Below are 16190 nucleotides of genomic sequence, written 5' to 3'. Positions count from 1 at the left end.
AGTGACGGATTCCTCCACCCACGCGGGCGTGCGCGCCCTGGTGGCGGAGCTGGGCCGGACGGACAACCTGCCGTCCGGCCTCGGCCCGCTGCTCGAAGCTGTTCCGCGCGAGCACTTCATCCCCACTCGCGGATGGGTCAAGCGCGTACCCATCGACCGCCGAGCGGATCCCGAGACCTGGCGCAGCGCCGTCTACTCGGATGTCTCCATCGTGGTCCAGTACGACGACGGCCGCACCGAATGGCCGGAAGCTGGCGACTACCCCACCTGCTCGGCCTCGCAACCCTCGGTCGTGCTCGGGATGCTCAATGAGCTGGACGTCCAACCGGGCATGTCGGTCCTCGAAATCGGCACCGGCACCGGCTACAACGCCGCGCTGCTCGCCGAGCTGGTCGGCGCGGGCGGCAAGGTCACGACGATGGAGATCGACGCTCAGCTAGCCGAGTGGGCCGAAACCGCGCTGCTCGACTTCGACTGTGTGAACACCACGGTCCTGGCCCAAGACGGGGGCCTCGGCTCCAGCGACGACGGCCCGTTCGACCGCGTCATCGCTACCGCGGCCGTGCACCTGGGGCACGTGCCGTACGCGTGGGTAGAGCAGACTCGGCCCGGCGGCATCATCCTCGCTCCGGTCCGCGGAGACCTCGCCGCCGGGCCGCTCGTGCGTTTCACCGTCCACGACGACGGCACCGCGACCGGCGAAACGCTGCCAATGGGCGTGGCGTTCATGGAGTCCCGCACTCGCCGCTCGCCGGACGTCCCGGACGAACTCCCGGAATGGGACACGCAAGGGGCCAAGATCTCCGAGTACAGCACCGCTGTTGCGCCGTGGCCGCTATTGGACGAGCCCTCGGCGCGGTGGGCGCTGGCCGTTGCGATGCCCGGATGCCGCGCAGGAATCCGGAAACGAGAGCACGGCGACGAGGCGTGGTTCCGCGATCCCGTAACACATTCGTGGGCATCGGTCTGCGCGACCGCCGACGGCCGATACCACGTCCGGCAGGCAGGCATCCGAAAGCTCTGGTCGGAAGCACTCGCCGCGCGCCGCTGGTGGCACAGCCAAGGTCGACCGTCCATTACGGACTGGAAATGGACCATCACCCGCGAAAGCCAGAGCATCACGCTCCGGTAGTCAGGCCAGTTTTCGCCTGCACAGCCCCGCCCCGCCGCGCAGCCACCTCCCTCGGTAGCGCGGCGGGGCGGTTCCATGCTCCGGGCTAGTCCTGGTCGAGCTTGGCGACCGGCACGACGCGGCGACGGACGAGCACGCTGCTCACGACGGACAGGATCGCGCCGACCGCGGACACGATCACGTTGATGGTCTGGTCCGGGATCACCCACCAGCCGATGGCGACGACGGCGACGAGGACCAGGCGCACCGCCTCGGCGATGCTCACCGGCTCGGTGTCGACGCGGCTCGGCTGCTCCGGGGCGGTCACTGCGCGACCGGCTTCAGCTCGGCGAGCTTGGCGTCCACGCCCTTGAGCGTGTCCACGAGCCACTGGCGGAAGTTGACCAGCGACACGTCACCCTGCTTGCCGTCGCCGTTGAGGTCGGGCGTGTTGGCCACGATGGAGGCCATCCACTTCATGTCGGCGTAGATCTGGGCGATTGCCTTGCCCTGCGTCAGCGAGCCTTTCCCGTTGGCGAGCCACGTTTCCGAGGCGTCGGTGTACAGGCCCTTGACCCACGTGTAGAGCTGCTGCTGCTGGGTGTCGGTGAGCTGCATGAGGAAACCTCCAGTGGTGTTGTTGTTGGCGGCGGTGACGCGGGCGCGGAACCCGCTCATGTCGAAGTTGGGGTCGCTCTTCCGGCCGCGCGGCGAGCACACCTCCTTGTGGCCGAGCACGGCCGAGACCGGCAGATCGAACGCCGCGCACAGCGCGCGGCAGAGACGGGCGTAGGCGTCGATCTGGTCGTCGGGCCAGTCGTCTACGCCGGTCGCCTCGGCCTCGATCCCGATGGCGTAGGCGTTGCCCCACGACGAATTGAGCACCGCGCCGGCGTGCCAGCACAGCCCGGCGGCGACGACGTACACGGTGCCGTCGCGGCCGAGCACGTAGTGCGCGAGCGGACCGGCGAGGTCGGCGCGGCCGTTCTGAACGACGCCGAGCGAGGGCGCGGTGCCCGTGGCCGGGCCTGCGGTGTGGTGGCAGACGACGGCGCGGACGCCGGACATCTGGCCGTGCCCGCGGGTCTTCCAACCGGACTGCTCGACGACGCGCAGCCCCGCGGACCGCGCGATGTCGGCGAGCGTGGTCAGCATCATGGGTCAACCTCCGAGGATGAACGTTGCGAGTGCGCCCGCGGCACCGCCGAGCGCAGTCCCGCCGCCGAGAGCCATCCACACTTTTCGTTCCAGGGAACGGATTCGGGTTTCGTGGTCGCGGTCGCGGGTTTCGATTGCGTCGATTTTCTGCACCAGCTGTTCAGTGAGCGCTTTGGTCTGTAGCACCTGGTCGTAGATCTCCCGGTTGGTGATGGTGACGCCGTCTGCTCCGCGGCGATCGTCGGCGCTCATCGGTTGGTCCCCGCGTCCCTCACGGTGAACTGGCGCGCGTCGTCGGCCGCCCCCCTGATTGCCCAGCTGCCGCCGCCGTTCCCGGCGGTGATGTAGGCGCACACCCGGACCGTCGCCTGACCGTTGGCCAGACCCAGCCCCGCCAGGAAGCTGCCCTTCACCGGGCACGTCAGCTGCGCGTAGTGGAACTTGCTGCTGCCCCAGACCGGAAGGAGGTAGGTGCGGACGAGGGGGCTGCTCGTGCTGGCAGACGCTCCGTTCGCGATGCGGAACGTGAAGTTCATGTACGGGTTTGCCGCAGTGGCGGTGACACAGCCCTGCCACTCGAACTCGTACTGCCGGCTGACGTCGAGCGTGAACGTCTGCGAGTCGGCGGCCGTCTCCGTCCCGCTGCCCGACGCGCCGTCTGCGGTGTACACCGTCTGCGCCACGATGCCGAGCGCATAGCCCTTGGCGTCGTTGACGGCGAACTTCGATTCCACGTCCAGAGCAAGGTTCTTGACCTGGTCCGGGCCGTTCGGCGGTTCGGTGAGCGCCGGGTAACGGAACCCGTAGATCGGTGTGGTGAAAGGCATTCCGGGTTCCTCCTCAGAAGGGAATGACGGTGATGTTGCGACTGGCCGATCGTCGCCGGATAGAACGACGTGTCTGCTTTGTACTTGCACGTAAAACGTGTTCACGCCGGGGTTGAGCCCGTCGGCGGCTGTGAACAGCATCGTTCGGCCGATCGACACCCCGAGGCCGCCCGCCGCGATATCGGCGGCGATTGTCCTCGACACGCCGATCGAACTGGCCCCGGAAACCACGAACCCCATCACGCCCCCGGCATAGTTGTTGTCGTTCGAGGCAAGGGAAAGGTAGGCAGAGATGCTGACGAGGGCGCGCCGAGACGATCCGATAGTGAGGGTCACGGACGGGCCGACGGTGGCGAGGTCGGTGAACCCGGTCGAGGTGGTTGTCTCGTTCGCCGGTACGTCGGCGGACTGAATCTGGTTGCCCGCGCCCGCGCCGGGCGCGCCGACTTTGCCGTTGATGAACCATTGCGTCCCGCGGCGGCTGATGTTCACGACGTCGCCGACCTGGTACGAGAGACCGATTCCGGACTGGATGACGCGCATGTTCGGGATGTCGCCGCCGTTGACGTGCACCACGTTCGTGCCCGAGATCGCGTCCCACGCAACAATCTGCCCGGTGTAGTTGGACAGGTCTTCGCTGCCGGACGGGCCGCGGCCGGCCTCGGCGATGAGCGCGGCGAGCAGCGCGCCGTCGCTTCCGGCGATCATGCTGCCTCCAAATATTGCTTGCGGGTGTCCATGCCCCATCGAGCTGTCGGGGGTGAGGCCGTAGGTGATCCGGTCCAGCACGTGTGTTTCCGGGTTGTCGGTGCCGTTGTCCACCGTCACGACATCCCAGCCTTCCAACGCGGGGTTCGGCACGCTGCCGAGGCTGACCGAGTAGGGCAGGCCGGTGGCCTTGGCCAGCTGCGCGCGGGCTGCGCCTTCGCACTGCGAGACCGTGGTCATGAACGACGAGCTGTAGTAGGTGGGCACCACGCCGAACGGGCCGAGCGCGTAGGTCGGCGAGGCGGGGTTGTTGTCGTAGGCGATTCCTTGCACCGGGGGCAGTTCGCCGACCGGCTCGCCGCGCGCGACGACGACGTTGTACACCGCGTCGCGGGAAATCTTCCGCTTCATCTCGGTGAGCACGCCGTTGCGCCCGGCGTTGATCGTCCACACCGGACTCGTCGTGGTCACGTCCGGGACCGGCCGGACCGTGTATACGCCGCGGTAGTCGAAATACGCGTACATCCCGTACGCGGCGAGCAGGTCTTGCAGGAACGGCAACCGGTCGTCGCCCATCACGTGCGAGGTTGCGAACCACGTCCCGTACGCGTCCCACGTCCCGTAGTCGGTGACCGCGCCGGGGAGCGCCTGCTGCACCACGGTGTCTATGCAGGCGCCGACCGACCCGCCGCTCGCTGCGAAGGTCTGCGGCGAGATGTTTCGGGCGTCGCGGATTTGCGCCATCCGGTCCGACGCGGGCGAGTGCGATCGGCCCGTTCGGGGCTTGGTCTTGGCTCACGTCATCGAGCCGGAAGTAGCCCGAGCCCCACCCATTCGCGGGTGCCGAGGCCGTACTCGATGCCGCGCTCGACGTAGACCTCTTGCCCGTACGGGGTGCCCGCTGCGAACGGATCCGCCGGCCACGGGTAGACGGTGGTGAGCGCGAGCGTGGATTGCACGTCGGCGGTCATGTCGGTGGTCACGTCGCCGCCGATGATGGGCAGCAACCCTTTCGGGGTCGCCGCCGGGGATCGCGAGCCCGGCCGGTGTCGTGCCGGTCTGGCCGGGCGCGACCAGCCGGGCGCGGGCGATCATGCGGTGCGAGCCGCGGACCGAGTTGAGGAAGGTCGCACTCACTGGCCTCATGGCACGACCACCTCGGCGTCGGAGACCTTGTCAATCAGGTTGGACCACGTCGCCACGTCGGCGACCACGTCGGCCCACGTGGCGTAGTCCGAGATCACGTCAGACCACGTGTAGGTGTCGCCGTACACAGTGGACGCCGGAGCCGCGCACTCGGTGAGCGGCAGGTCAAAGAACCGGCGCGGCGCGCGCACGGACTGGCCCCGCCGCAACGTCACCTCGCCGACGGACGCGTACAGCGTCGGGACGACCGCGGTCAGCTCGGGCGCCTGCAAGAACACCGGCAGGCCGGACGCGAACGCCTGGTCGAAGTCGGCGGCCTCGGCGAGCGTGCGCGTCATCACCGTGAGCGTTAGCCGACGCGAGCCCTGCACGTCGCTGATCGCGACCGGCAGCGTCCGGCCGACCACCTCGATCGCGTTGGTGCGCGTCGGCCGGGTGATGTCGGAGATCCCGGAGACGGTGACCTTCCGGTTCAGGCTCGGCCGCTGCGGGTTCTTGATCCACGCGGAGTCCAGGACCGGCGTGATCGCCGCGGTCTGGCGGGTGACGTACGGGGCCTTCACGATGGTGTAGGCGATCCCGACGTTCGCCGCGCTCGTGCCGCCCGTGACGGTCAGGGTGCGCGCGGGCACGAGCACCGGGCTCGGTCCCTGGACCGTGTAGTCCCAGTACGTCGCCGCGCCAGATCCGAGCGCCGAGCTGGTCGCGCCGATCGTGGCGTACGTGGTCGACGGCGCCGCCGAGGTCCACGAGCTGTCCTTTTTGGCCAGCCACAGGTTCAGCGATGACGCGGGCGGGCTGCTGATCACGGGCAGGGTGATGTTCTGCGCGGTCGTGCCCACGACGTTGGTCGAGGTCTGCGGCAAATCCGCGTTGTGGAACGCCATGACCTGTGCGATCACGTCCACCCCTGCCGCGCCGCCCGTGATCCCTACGGTCGGCGCGGTCTCGGCCGCGCCGGCGCGCTTGCCGTAGAAGATGAGGTCGCCGTAGTCGGACAGCCTTGTCCACCCGGCCGGGGGCACGAGCGTGGGACTGAACCCGGTCTTGCGGGCGACCGCGTAGCACAGCAGCAGATCGCCCCTCGACCACCCCGGCAGGCAGTGCGGGCACGACCGCCGCGTTGTTCGCCGAAGCCGCGGCACCGGCGGCCGGTACGCCGATGATCGGCCCGGAGTCCACACCGGACACCCGGTAGGTGTTGAGCACCCCAGCGGCGAACTCGTAGTCGTCCACGTGCCCCGCACCGGCGGTAACGGCTACCGCGTCGCCGCCGCGCACGGTCGACCACGTGATGCCGTCCGTTGAGCGCTCGACGAGCGCGTAGTCGACCGAGGACGGGAACCCGTCGAACGCGATGCGCACGCGCGACAGGTCGTCGAGGTAGGTTGCGGTGGTCGTCATCGCATGCTCCCCGTTCCGGCACCGGCAAGCCGCCGCACCTGTCCGGTGTTCTGGTCGATGGCGAGCCGCATCCGCTCCGTGATGCCCGCGCCGAGGTCGAGCGTCAGCTCGATCACCTGCGGCCCGCCGAACGTCTGCTGATTGCTCACCACGCGGCCGGTCTGCCCGGGGATGAACAGCTCCGGGCCGCGCTCGCCGACCAGGTGCATCCGCCCGGCCAGCGCCCGTCCCGCCCTTAGCCAAGTGCGGGATCTTCGGAATGCCCGGCGCGCCGGTCCACGTCCACGCACGGCTGATGATTCCGGTCGCGTCGTTGATGCGGTCGATCGCCCAGTTAAGCGCAGCCTTCAGGCCATTGGTGATGCCGCGCCAGACACCGGCGAAGAAATCGCCGACGCCGGACCACACGGATTTGATCCGATCCCAAGCGCCCGAGAAAACGCCCTTGATGAATTCCCAGATGGTCGAGGCTCGTTGCTTGACGCCTTCCCAAAGCCCTGCGAAGAAATCGCCGACGCCGCTCCACACGCCCTTGATGAAGTTCCACGCGTCGACCAGCCGTTGCCAGATCCATTGCGCCGCAGCGGCAACGGCATCCTTGACGGTGTTCCAGAGGTCGACGAAAAACGTCTTGATGGGCTCCCAGTAGGTGATGATCGTGGCAACGATCGCGATCAGCGCGCCAATCGCGATGATGACGAGCCCGATCGGGTTCGCGTCCATTGCGGCGTTCAGCACCCATTGAGCTGCGGCCCAGAGCCCGAGCGCGACGACCAGCGGTGCAATCCAGCTGGTGTTTTGCGCGATGAAGTTCGCGATGTTTTGCAGGACCGGCGCCAGGAATTGGATGACCGGAACCAGCATGGGTCGACAGCGTGCTCGCGAGGCTCGCGAACGCGGCCGCCAGCGGCGGAATCGCGGGGGCGATCGCCGCGAGCAGCGCACCGACCACTTTGGACACCGAGCCCGCCACCGAGTTGAGCGACTCGAAGAACGCGACGAGGGTGTCGTGTCCCTGCGCGGACTCAAGGAACTCGCGCACGGTCTTGATCAGCGGCCCGAGGAACCCGCCGAGGCCGCCGCCCGCGTCCATGATCGCGCCGACGACCGCGTTGAAGATCGCGGCGAGGTCCTTGATCACAGCGAAGAACGACTGGAACCCGGCGATCGCGCTGCGGCTCCATTCCTGCAACTGGCCGGACTCGGCCGCCTGCTGGACAAACGCACGGAACCGCTCGCCTGCCGCGCCGAGTCCGCCGGTGAGCTGCACGAGGATCGGCATCGCGACCGCGCCGATTTGCAGGAACGCCGCGATCACCGGCGCGGAAGAACGACCCGAGGTTCTGAATCAGCCGCGACGTGCCGTCGAGGATCTGGTTCACCTGCGCCGTGCCCTTGGCCGTCGCGAGGTACGAGGTGACCTTCGTAACGACGCCGCCCATCGCCGTCGCGACGGACCGGAACCCGGTCTCTGTCTTCGGAGCAGCGTTTGCAGGTTGTGCACCGCGGGCAGCAGCGCGTCCTTGAAGCTCGCCGACACGCCAGACTTCAACGTGTTCAGCTGCGGGTCGAGCTGCTTGAACGCGGCCTTCGCGCCGTCCGCGCCGAGCTTCGCCGCGATCATCGCTCCCGCGAGCGCGAAACCGCCGGCCACCGCGAGCGGCAGCACACCCGGCAGCAGCAGCGATCCCGTGACTGCGACAGGGAGCAGGTTGAGCACGCCCGCGGCGGTCGATGCCTGGCGGGCCATCGTGGCGAAGCTGCCCGCGACAGAGCCCGATACCGGACACCAGCGGCGCGGTGCCCGACACGATCTTGTCCCGGCTTGCCGCGAATCGCTTGCCCGCAGCAGACAGCGCCAAGCCGAACCGCTGCCAGCGCGTCCGGGAGTCCTCGATAGTCTGCGCCGTCTGCGAGGAACTTCTGGTTCGACGCCTCGGCGGCGCCCGCGAGCCGGTTGAGCTCAGCTTGGTTGCGTTCCAGTGACTTCCGCATCAAGTCCAGCTCGGCGCGCGCGGGTGGACTGCCGCTTGCGCCAAGCCCTTGGTGCTGCCGTCGAACTTGATACGAACGGTGCGTTCCCCGGCGCCCATCTCACGCACCCCTGTTGAAGCTCGGATGATCTCGTTCGCCGCTGCGTTCCACTCAGCCGCGATGGCGGCCTGGTTCTGCTCGACGACCGGGAAGAACGCGTAGGCGTCCTGCCCTTGGTGCGGCCGGGTACTGGCGGCCGGTCGAGCCCGCGTAGCGAGCCGCGGAATACCAGCCGGAACGGCCGTTCATCCGAAGATGCTGCCCGAACAGCAGCCCATAGGCGGGGGCGAGGCGGCGGCCGACGCGCTTGGTGCCGCCGATCTGGATGGCGGGCACCCCGGTCGCGCACGGCCTTCGTCGTGGGCGCGACAAGGTGGCCCTGCGGTCCCCCGTGCGCGGCGACATCCGCCGCGGCCTTCACCGCGAGTTTCCGCGCGAGATTCTGCGAGGCGTCCCGCAACGCGTCCGATGCTTCCTTGGGCAGGTCGCGGAACGCTGGCCAGAACTTCGCGTGCACCGGTCAGCTGAAGCTTGACCACCCAAATGCGGTTTTCGCCACCCGGGTGCACCTCCCTCGCGCTCATCCGGACATCTGGGCGGAGCCGTAGCGGCTCGGGCCTTGACCTGGCCCCGAGGTTTTTCCGTTGCTGGCTTTGTTGGACTGGTCGACCAGGTGGCCATCGTGATCAGTGACCTGTGGTCGAGTTCTTCAATGTGGCGGGGCGCGATCCCGGTGACGATCGAAAGCTCAAGCACCACCCGGTTCAGGCTCCCGCGGGGCCAGGGGTCCGGCTCGTCGTCACCGCCGACCGGGAACACGTCGAAGGTCTCCTCGAAGTCGGGCCAGCTTCGCGGGAGTGTCCTCCGGATGCGTCATCCGCATCACCAGGTGGCCGAGCCTGTAGACCGTCTCCATCGAGATCTCGTCCTCGAAGTCGGAGAGCTTGATCCCGGTCGCCGCGCTCGAACGCGAGGATGTGCCGCGGCTTCGCGACTACCTCGTTGTCGAAGCCGTTGTCGCCGGTGATTTTCAGGGTGAGCATGGGGTTTCTCCTAGGTGAGGGACAGAACGGTGCGCTTGAGGTCGGCGACGGTGCCGGTGTAGTCGATGAACGCCTTGCCCGCGTTCACGTCCCCTGCCGGGAAACCGAACGTCTCCGTCCGAAGTGGACCGATCGCCTTGGACGCTCCGGCGGGCAGCGACACCGTCAAGTCCTCGACCGCGAGTGAGTCGTAGGTGGCGGGAGTCTGGATGGTCACCGTCGCGGACGCGGGCCCCGGTGTTCGAGACGAGGAGGAACACGGTCCCGCCGGTGTCGACGATGTCGCCCTCGGCGGTCGGCGACGCCCCGCGGTGCTCACACCGGCGTAGCTGACCTTCTGCGTAGTGACAGATGTGCGCGCCATGGCTGGTTTTCTCCCTTACGGCCGCGAGTAGTCGGGATCGCCGATCACCTGGAACGTGATGTCGGTTTCTTCGTTGTCGCCGCGGTCGCCGCCGACCGGGCGCGGGCTGAATCTTCAGCTGCCCGGTCCAGCGCACGTGTTCGCCGGGGATGTCCGGGTGGTGGTTCAGCTCGAAACCCACGACCGTGCCGCGGTTGGTCCACAGGAAGTCCTCGAAGCCGCCCGCGGTCCACTTGCTGTAGGTCTTCACCTGCAACGTGGGCTCGCTGTCGGTTTCGCTGACGTCCTCGCCGTCCGGGCAGAGCTGTACAGCCGGTCGCCGTCCTGCACGCCCGGGTCGAGTTTCCAGCTGTTGAGCTGACATTCAACGGACACGCCGCCGATGGTCAGCGTGATGATCTTGAGCCGCCGCACCTTGAGCGACATCGCTTCCTCCTCCTACAAACCCACGTCAAACCGTGATGGCGTACGTGGGAAGCTGTGACCCGCCCATCTGGAGCAGGGCCGGGGATGCCGACGACACCGCGAACAACGGGGTCGCCCTCGATCGCTGCGACGACCGGCTCGACGAGCTTGTAGAGCCGGGCCGTCGCGTACTGGTCGAACGGGACCACCAGGTGCACCACGAACGTCGCCTCGCTCGGCGCCGATCCGCCGAACCCGCCCCACTCCAGCACCGGCGGGAGTAATCACCGCCGACGCTTCGCCCTGCACCGATGCGCCCGGGTCCTCATGGATCCGCTTGCCCAGTGAGGCAACGGTTTCGAGCACGGTGCGCAACGCGGCGACCGCTTCCGGAACGGTGGTCATGCGACCACCGCCCGCGCGAAACGGCCGACCCGCAACAGCTGGTCGATGTCCGGGTCGAACGAAGGGACGCGCGCCGACCCCAGATCGCCCATGCTGATCAGCGCGTCCGGTGACCGGCGGCGAGTGAACCACCGCCCGGCCAGCCGGAGCGTGCCGAGCGCCAGGTCGGCACCCGGTGCCTTGCCGAGCGGGATGCGGCGCGAAGTCCACATCGGACCGCACGCGCTCGACGAACGTCACCGCAGCGTCAAGGCATGCCTGCAAGGCCGGATCGTCGTCGGTGACGCCATCCGGCACCTGCAAGTCGGCCCTTAGCTCGTCGAGCGTGGGCGGCCACGTGGTCATCAGTTCAGCACCCAACCGCGGTCGGTCAGCACGTAGCCGCCAGCGCGGCGCGTGTAGTCGGTGGTCGTGTCGCTCGCTTCGAGGTCGGCCAGCTGGGCGGCGGCCTCGTTGTCCGCGTGCGCTTCCTGGTCGGCCTCGGGCCGATTCGACGGCCGCCGCGGGCTGCTCGGCGAGCGGCTGCTCGACCTCGACCGGGACCGGCTCGACGGCGGGCTGCTCGACGGGCGCAGTGCCCGCCGAGCCCGCCGTGCCCCTACGGTTTGCCATCAGGCACCCGGGGTGACGGTGTGGCGGATGGCGTGCAGGCCGGTCGGGCGCAGCAGCCGCACCGCGACGTAGCCGAACAAGGCCAAATCGATGTTCGCCGGGCCGCCCCGCTCCTCGAACCGGAACGTCAGCAGCGGCGACTCCCACGCCCACACGTCGTTCCGGTTGAAGATCAGCACGTCCGCGTCGCCCGCGGCATTGCCGCTCATCGACCAGGTCGGCACGTTCGGCAGGCCGTCCACGTACCAGCCCTGCGTGACCGCGTTGCCGACGCCGGCGCTGTTCTGCGCGCCGATGCTCGGCAGCAGCGGACGGCCATTGCCGTCCACTGCGGTCGCGAAACCAGTGTGCCCTCCTGCGATAGGTGCGCGATGGTCGGCGCCGCGAACCGGTGGAACGGGAACTCGGCGAGCACCCGCCGCTCGGTCGCGAGCAGCTTCTCGCCGCCCGGGGTGCCAGCGTCGCTGGCCGAGGTGTAGACGTACGCGCCCGACGGGACCTGCCCCGAGGTGATGGTGCCGCCCTGTCCGTTCGGGCCGTTCAGCTCGGCGTAGAGCTTCGCCTCCGCATTCTGGCTGTACGCCTCGCTCATCGCCTGCGTGGCGATGGCGTCAATCGCGGGGTTCGAGCTGTCGGCGATCTCGCGGGTGATGGTGAACAGACCGGAGACCGCGTTCGGGGTGACGGTCTTGGTGCCCACGACCAGCGTGCCGGAGCCCGGGTTGTTGCCCTCGGTGTGGTCGCCCGCCATGCCGCTGCTCGACGTGTAGGCCGGGATGGTGAATGGCGTCGCGTCGGTCAGGGTGCCGCGCGACACCGAACCCCACAACGGCCGCCCCTTGAGCAGCTGCGTCACGTACAGGTCCGGGCGGTAGCCGGGCGGGATGATCGCGGCAGCGTTGCTGGTGTTGCCGCCCGCGAACGACGCCGAGGCAGCCTGCCCGGCGGCGCGACGCTGCGAGTCGGCCAGCTGCAAGCTGAATTTCTCCAGACGGCCGCGCGCGTCCACGTCGCCCTCGGTGCGGGACTTCCACGCATCCTTGATCATGGACGGTCCGTGACCGTCCATCTGGTACACCAGCGGCTCGCTGGTGACCGTCGCGGCCTGCCCGGCCGGGATCACCTCGCGGCCCTGCGGCGCGGGAAGCTTCGCGAATGCCTCGGCAACAGCCGAGCCGATCGCTTCGGACAGCCAGCGGTGAACGCGGCGAAATCAGGGGCCGCGCTCGCGGCCGGCGGGGCGGTGGTCTCCGCGGGTGCGGTCATGGTGGGTTCCTTCTTCTCTCGGGTGGCGGCGACGGACGCGACCCGCGCGCCGTCGAAAGCGGGCATCGCGGTCAGCGCGACCGCGCGCAGAGTGGCGCTGTAGACCAGGGCCACGGTTTCGTCGGTCGGGTCGGGCTCCCAGCCATCGCCCGGCTCGAAGTCGACTTCGATCGAGAAACCGTCGTAGACCTTGTCCTCGGCGAGGGCGAGCATCGCGTCGCCGTCCGCGCCGCGGCCGACGCGGAACGCGGCAGCGAGCCCAGCATCGGTGCTTGCGAGCTTGGACGCGTAGCCGAATGACTGGTAGCGGTCGTGATCGCGGTTGAGCTTGACGCGGGGAATCGTCCCCGCCCCAATGAAGCGAGTCCTTCGCGAACTTCCACTTCATGCCGCCAGATCGGGCGACCGCGCCCCACGGGACAGCGATACCGGACACCATCCGCTTGGCACTGTCCACAGTGAACTCGGCGGCGGCCGGGGTGAGCTCGAATCCGAGCGTGAGCGTGCCCGGGTTGTCGTCGGGAGAACCGGACGGTCGGGAACGGCGCGGCAGCGGCAGCGGACACGGGTGGCTCCTCGGCGGGGGGTGCCCGGCTCCGGCGGCGTCGGGGGCGTTGCCGGAGCCGGGGTCTTCGGGACGGTGGCGGTCGGGATGTTCTCCAGCACGGCAATGCGCTCGTCGTTGTAGACGCCCACCTCGCGCCCGGCCTTGTAAGCCTGCATTCGCGTGAGCGTGTCCGACTTGAGAAAGTGCGCGTACTCGTAGCGGGCGGTGTAGCCGCGCGGAGAACGTCCGGCATCGAGAGCCGGTCCTCGATCGCCGCGGCGAACGGGCGCAACACAAAGTCGATCAGGTCGAGGCGGCGTTGCTCCGCGTTCGCGTACGTGCGCGAGGTTGTCGACACGCCGAGGTCTTCCGGGTCGAGCCCGGTATGCCGCGAGATCTCCAGCACCGCGGCATCACGCGCGGACGATAGCTGCAACTGTTCCGGGGACCACTGCAACGTGTTCGCCTTGAGCGCTGCGCCGATGTAGCCCCACGCGCGGTCGCGGTTCGCTTCCGCCCACTTGGTGAGGATGTCCTGCACCTCGTCCTCGGTCGGGTCGACAGCCCCGTCGGCGGGTGAGAAATAGCCCAGCGGCAACGGGTCCTTAGCCGACCGCGCAACCGCGGCGTCGAGCAGCAGCGCAATCCGGATCGCTCGTGCGGCGGCCTGCAACAGGCGGGTCGTTCGGCGAGTCGATGCGGATCAGCTCGGCGTCCGGGACTGGTTCCCACGCCGAGCCCTGCGGCATCCCGGTCGCGGACGAGACGTAAACCCGGTAGTCCTCGCGCACGGTCACCGATCGCGGCTCCAGACGACGAACCTGTGTCGGGTAGCCGTGCCATCCGAATTTGGTTACACGCCACCAGGAAACGCCCTCGAAGAGCATGTCTTCTATCGTGCGCGTCATCGTGACCGCGCGGGCGATGTCGGGTTCGGGCTGCTGCAAGAGGGTGTAGGTGCTGTCCACAACCGCGCGCGATGCGTCGTGCGTCTGCAACGGCAGCGCGCCGAGCGTCCCGCAGATCAGGTCGCGGGAGCGCTTCACCGCCACCGACAGACATCGCCAGGCGGCGCGGGACCCGCGTCGACAGCAGCCCGTCAACGTCGATCGGGCGCGCCAGCCGCAAGTTCCGGCGGAACCTCAAGAGTGAAATTCAGGGGTCGAGCCCACCGCGGCACTTCGGCGGGCTCGGCCTGTGCGTGGACGCGTTCGGGCGCGGGCTCAGGCCCGTTGCCCCACATGAACAGGTCACGCCACAATCCCACGCGGCCACAATATGGCTACCAGAACGGTAAAATCACGCCGGACGGTCCGATGTGGACTATTCCTCACTCACGCGGACGGGCCACCACAACGAATGCTCGCGCTGGGGGCGGCGGCAGCGTCCGCGCCAAATGGACCGCACCCGCCGCGGCGTACACCGCGTCGCAATGCCCCGCGCCCTTCCGCGTGAACCGCCACACGTCGCCCTGCCTCAGCTTCTCCGCGCTCGTCACGTGCGCGTTCAGCAGCGGGTCATCCGAGTGCCGATCTGACCACTTTTGACCTGCTCCGCGAAACCCATGCACACCGCCGTCGTTTCGCGCGTGATCTCCGCGACCTCGACACCGCGCGGCGGCCACGCTCCGCGCGGACCCTGCTTGCGGTCCGCCAGATCCGCCGCCACCGCCGCGGCCGGACCGTTCGGGAACCACCCGAGTTTCTGCGGCCGGACCTTGGCGACCGTCGCGGGCAACGCCTTCCGCAGCGCCTGTGTGCATCCCGGACCATCCCATGCCTCGACCACCTCGACGCGCACCCGTCCGTCCGGCAGCAACGCGGCAGCAACGAGCGCGGCGTGCTGTCCGTCGATCGACACGTCGACGCACAACGCCACTCGGCCGCGCGCGTCCGCGAGGTCGCCGGCATCGAGACAGTCGGCCCACTTCGCGTGATCGATCGCGCTGTCGATGATCTTCACGCGGATGCACATGTTCTCAGTGAGGAACCCGGCCAGCTTCTCGCCGCCCTTCTCCACCGCGACAGCGGCATCGCCGAGCAACGCCTCCGGGTCGATCCGGTGGCCAAGGTTCGGGTTCGCCTGCGCAAGCGCGTTCAGGTCGAGCGGGGACGACCCATCGGGCGCGGACCACTCGAAGATCCCCAGCCGCGGGTCACCCTCGCCGGTCTCGATGAACTTGATAGCGGCGTCGCGCAAGTCGTTCAGCACCACCGACCGATCCGAGCCGGCGTTCGACATCGCCCACACCTGTGCGTCCCGCACCGCGTCGTCGCCGGAACCGACGCGTCGTACGCGCTGTAGTCGTCGGTGCTGCCGCAGCTCATCGAGCACCAGCCGATCGATCGTGGAGCGACCGCCCGCCTTCCTCATTCGAGGCGGCGATTTTTACCGGCTGCCCTCGTCGAGCACCTGCTCGACCTCGTCCGCGCGCCACAGCACCTGCTCGCCGTTCGCCTTGCGGATGCCGCCCTTCGCCGGGATCTCGGCGGCCAGGTCCTCGACCTGGCGCGCGAGACGGCCCGCTTTACGCCACGACTCGGCGGCGTAATCGAGCTTTGTCGAGTGCCCAGCACCAGCGGAACCCGGTCGACGAACAGCCAGAACAGCGTCAGCACCACCACCACTTCGGTTTTGCCGTTCTGCCGCGACACCAGCACGAGCACCTTGCGGAACCGCGGCCGCCCGTCCGGCAGCAACTCGCCCGCGTGGATCGCAAGCCATTCCTGCCACGGGTCGAGCGGGTGCCCCAACGGATCGCGCGCGAAATCACACACGTCGAACCCGTAGCTGGTCTCCGGCGTCAACTCGCGCAGCGGCGGCGTCCAGATCCGCGGCACCGTCGAGCCGACGATGTCAGCCGTTGCGGCGCTGCTCCCGTCGCTTCCGAAGCTCATCAAGGGCGGACTGCTTAGCTGCGCCATTGGCCGGCACCCCCTTCGCCAGTGCCTTGCGCGCCGCCGGTGTCGCGCCGAGGCTTTCGAGCACGGCCAGCAGCCGCCCGGACAACTCCGCCACCGTCCTGCCCGAATCCTCTTCGTCGATCGCGACCGCTAGCCGCAAGGCCAGTGCAACCGCGCCCTTGTCCTCCCCAGAGATCTCCAGCACGCCCACTGCGGCCCGAACCGCGCCAAGCATGTCCAGCGGGTCCACACCCGCC

General features: G+C 68.7%; 20 protein-coding genes and 1 pseudogene. 1 reads left to right on the top strand and 20 read right to left on the bottom strand.

All coding sequences use genetic code 11. The annotated features are described in order from the left end of the window. Position 1: 1 nt before the first annotated feature. On the top strand, positions 2 to 1132 hold the full coding sequence (locus DMP23_RS00100; RefSeq protein ID WP_337819723.1) for a methyltransferase domain-containing protein: 1131 nt from the start codon (positions 2 to 4) through the stop codon (positions 1130 to 1132). Between the two features lie 85 nt (positions 1133 to 1217). Here DMP23_RS00100 and DMP23_RS00095 read toward each other — a convergent pair whose 3' ends face one another. The 20 genes and pseudogenes from DMP23_RS00095 to DMP23_RS00005 all read right to left on the bottom strand — a co-directional run. Continuing rightward, the gene (locus DMP23_RS00095; protein ID WP_337819722.1) at positions 1218 to 1439 is read right to left on the bottom strand and encodes a hypothetical protein; all 222 of its coding nucleotides are present in this window, start codon (positions 1437 to 1439) and stop codon (positions 1218 to 1220) included. Then, complete coding sequence (locus DMP23_RS00090) at positions 1436 to 2269, bottom strand: N-acetylmuramoyl-L-alanine amidase (protein WP_337819721.1); 834 nt, start codon at positions 2267 to 2269, stop codon at positions 1436 to 1438. The genes DMP23_RS00095 and DMP23_RS00090 overlap by 4 nt, the downstream gene beginning before the upstream one ends. A 3-nt stretch (positions 2270 to 2272) precedes the next feature. Beyond that, complete coding sequence (locus tag DMP23_RS00085; RefSeq protein ID WP_337819720.1) at positions 2273 to 2521, bottom strand: hypothetical protein; 249 nt, start codon at positions 2519 to 2521, stop codon at positions 2273 to 2275. Then, positions 2518 to 4548, bottom strand: coding sequence for a hypothetical protein (locus DMP23_RS00080; RefSeq protein ID WP_337819719.1), 2031 nt, complete (start codon positions 4546 to 4548; stop codon positions 2518 to 2520). The genes DMP23_RS00085 and DMP23_RS00080 overlap by 4 nt, the downstream gene beginning before the upstream one ends. A gap of 56 nt (positions 4549 to 4604) precedes the next feature. Next, positions 4605 to 4787, bottom strand: coding sequence for a DUF5047 domain-containing protein (locus DMP23_RS00075; protein WP_337819718.1), 183 nt, complete (start codon positions 4785 to 4787; stop codon positions 4605 to 4607). Positions 4788 to 4946: 159 nt separating this feature from the next. Beyond that, positions 4947 to 6095: a hypothetical protein gene (locus DMP23_RS00070; RefSeq protein WP_337819717.1), complete on the bottom strand. Its 1149-nt coding sequence runs from the start codon at positions 6093 to 6095 to the stop codon at positions 4947 to 4949. A 255-nt stretch (positions 6096 to 6350) separates the two neighbouring features. Then, positions 6351 to 6563: a hypothetical protein gene (locus DMP23_RS00065; protein WP_337819716.1), complete on the bottom strand. Its 213-nt coding sequence runs from the start codon at positions 6561 to 6563 to the stop codon at positions 6351 to 6353. 125 nt (positions 6564 to 6688) lie between these two features. After that, positions 6689 to 7672 carry a hypothetical protein gene (locus DMP23_RS00060; protein ID WP_337819715.1) on the bottom strand — a complete coding sequence of 328 codons (984 nt, stop codon included), beginning with the start codon at positions 7670 to 7672 and terminating at the stop codon, positions 6689 to 6691. A 60-nt stretch (positions 7673 to 7732) separates the two neighbouring features. Next, positions 7733 to 8104, bottom strand: coding sequence for a hypothetical protein (locus DMP23_RS00055; RefSeq protein ID WP_337819714.1), 372 nt, complete (start codon positions 8102 to 8104; stop codon positions 7733 to 7735). 1337 nt (positions 8105 to 9441) lie between these two features. Beyond that, positions 9442 to 9648, bottom strand: a complete 207-nt coding sequence (locus tag DMP23_RS00050; protein ID WP_337819713.1) for a hypothetical protein — start codon at positions 9646 to 9648, stop codon at positions 9442 to 9444. Between the two features lie 393 nt (positions 9649 to 10041). Further along, the gene (locus DMP23_RS00045) at positions 10042 to 10221 is read right to left on the bottom strand and encodes a hypothetical protein (protein ID WP_337819712.1); all 180 of its coding nucleotides are present in this window, start codon (positions 10219 to 10221) and stop codon (positions 10042 to 10044) included. A gap of 380 nt (positions 10222 to 10601) precedes the next feature. Next, the gene (locus tag DMP23_RS00040; RefSeq protein WP_337819711.1) at positions 10602 to 10817 is read right to left on the bottom strand and encodes a hypothetical protein; all 216 of its coding nucleotides are present in this window, start codon (positions 10815 to 10817) and stop codon (positions 10602 to 10604) included. Positions 10818 to 11216: 399 nt separating this feature from the next. Beyond that, positions 11217 to 11459, bottom strand: a complete 243-nt coding sequence (locus tag DMP23_RS00035) for a hypothetical protein (protein WP_337819710.1) — start codon at positions 11457 to 11459, stop codon at positions 11217 to 11219. Beyond that, complete coding sequence (locus DMP23_RS00030) at positions 11423 to 12340, bottom strand: phage major capsid protein (RefSeq protein WP_337819709.1); 918 nt, start codon at positions 12338 to 12340, stop codon at positions 11423 to 11425. The genes DMP23_RS00035 and DMP23_RS00030 overlap by 37 nt, the downstream gene beginning before the upstream one ends. Further along, entirely contained in the window at positions 12337 to 12696 is a 360-nt protein-coding gene (locus DMP23_RS00025; protein ID WP_337819708.1) for a hypothetical protein, read from the bottom strand. The genes DMP23_RS00030 and DMP23_RS00025 overlap by 4 nt, the downstream gene beginning before the upstream one ends. A gap of 647 nt (positions 12697 to 13343) precedes the next feature. Then, positions 13344 to 13703 (bottom strand): annotated as a pseudogene (locus DMP23_RS47945) (hypothetical protein); the annotation flags it as partial. Continuing rightward, entirely contained in the window at positions 13636 to 14082 is a 447-nt protein-coding gene (locus DMP23_RS00020) for a hypothetical protein (protein WP_337819707.1), read from the bottom strand. The pseudogene DMP23_RS47945 and the gene DMP23_RS00020, both read right to left, overlap by 68 nt. Positions 14083 to 14536: 454 nt before the next feature. After that, the gene (locus DMP23_RS00015) at positions 14537 to 15364 is read right to left on the bottom strand and encodes a hypothetical protein (protein ID WP_337819706.1); all 828 of its coding nucleotides are present in this window, start codon (positions 15362 to 15364) and stop codon (positions 14537 to 14539) included. 54 nt (positions 15365 to 15418) lie between these two features. Continuing rightward, entirely contained in the window at positions 15419 to 15763 is a 345-nt protein-coding gene (locus tag DMP23_RS00010) for a hypothetical protein (protein ID WP_337819705.1), read from the bottom strand. Positions 15764 to 15886: 123 nt separating this feature from the next. After that, a partial coding sequence (locus tag DMP23_RS00005; RefSeq protein ID WP_337819704.1) for a terminase small subunit occupies positions 15887 to 16190 on the bottom strand: 304 nt, incomplete at its 5' end.

The organism is Amycolatopsis sp. A1MSW2902 (assembly GCF_017312175.1).
GTDB lineage: Bacteria > Actinomycetota > Actinomycetes > Mycobacteriales > Pseudonocardiaceae > Amycolatopsis > Amycolatopsis nivea.
The sequence above is the reverse complement of the archived record's forward strand: the minus strand, read 5'-3'. Positions and strand labels throughout refer to the sequence as shown.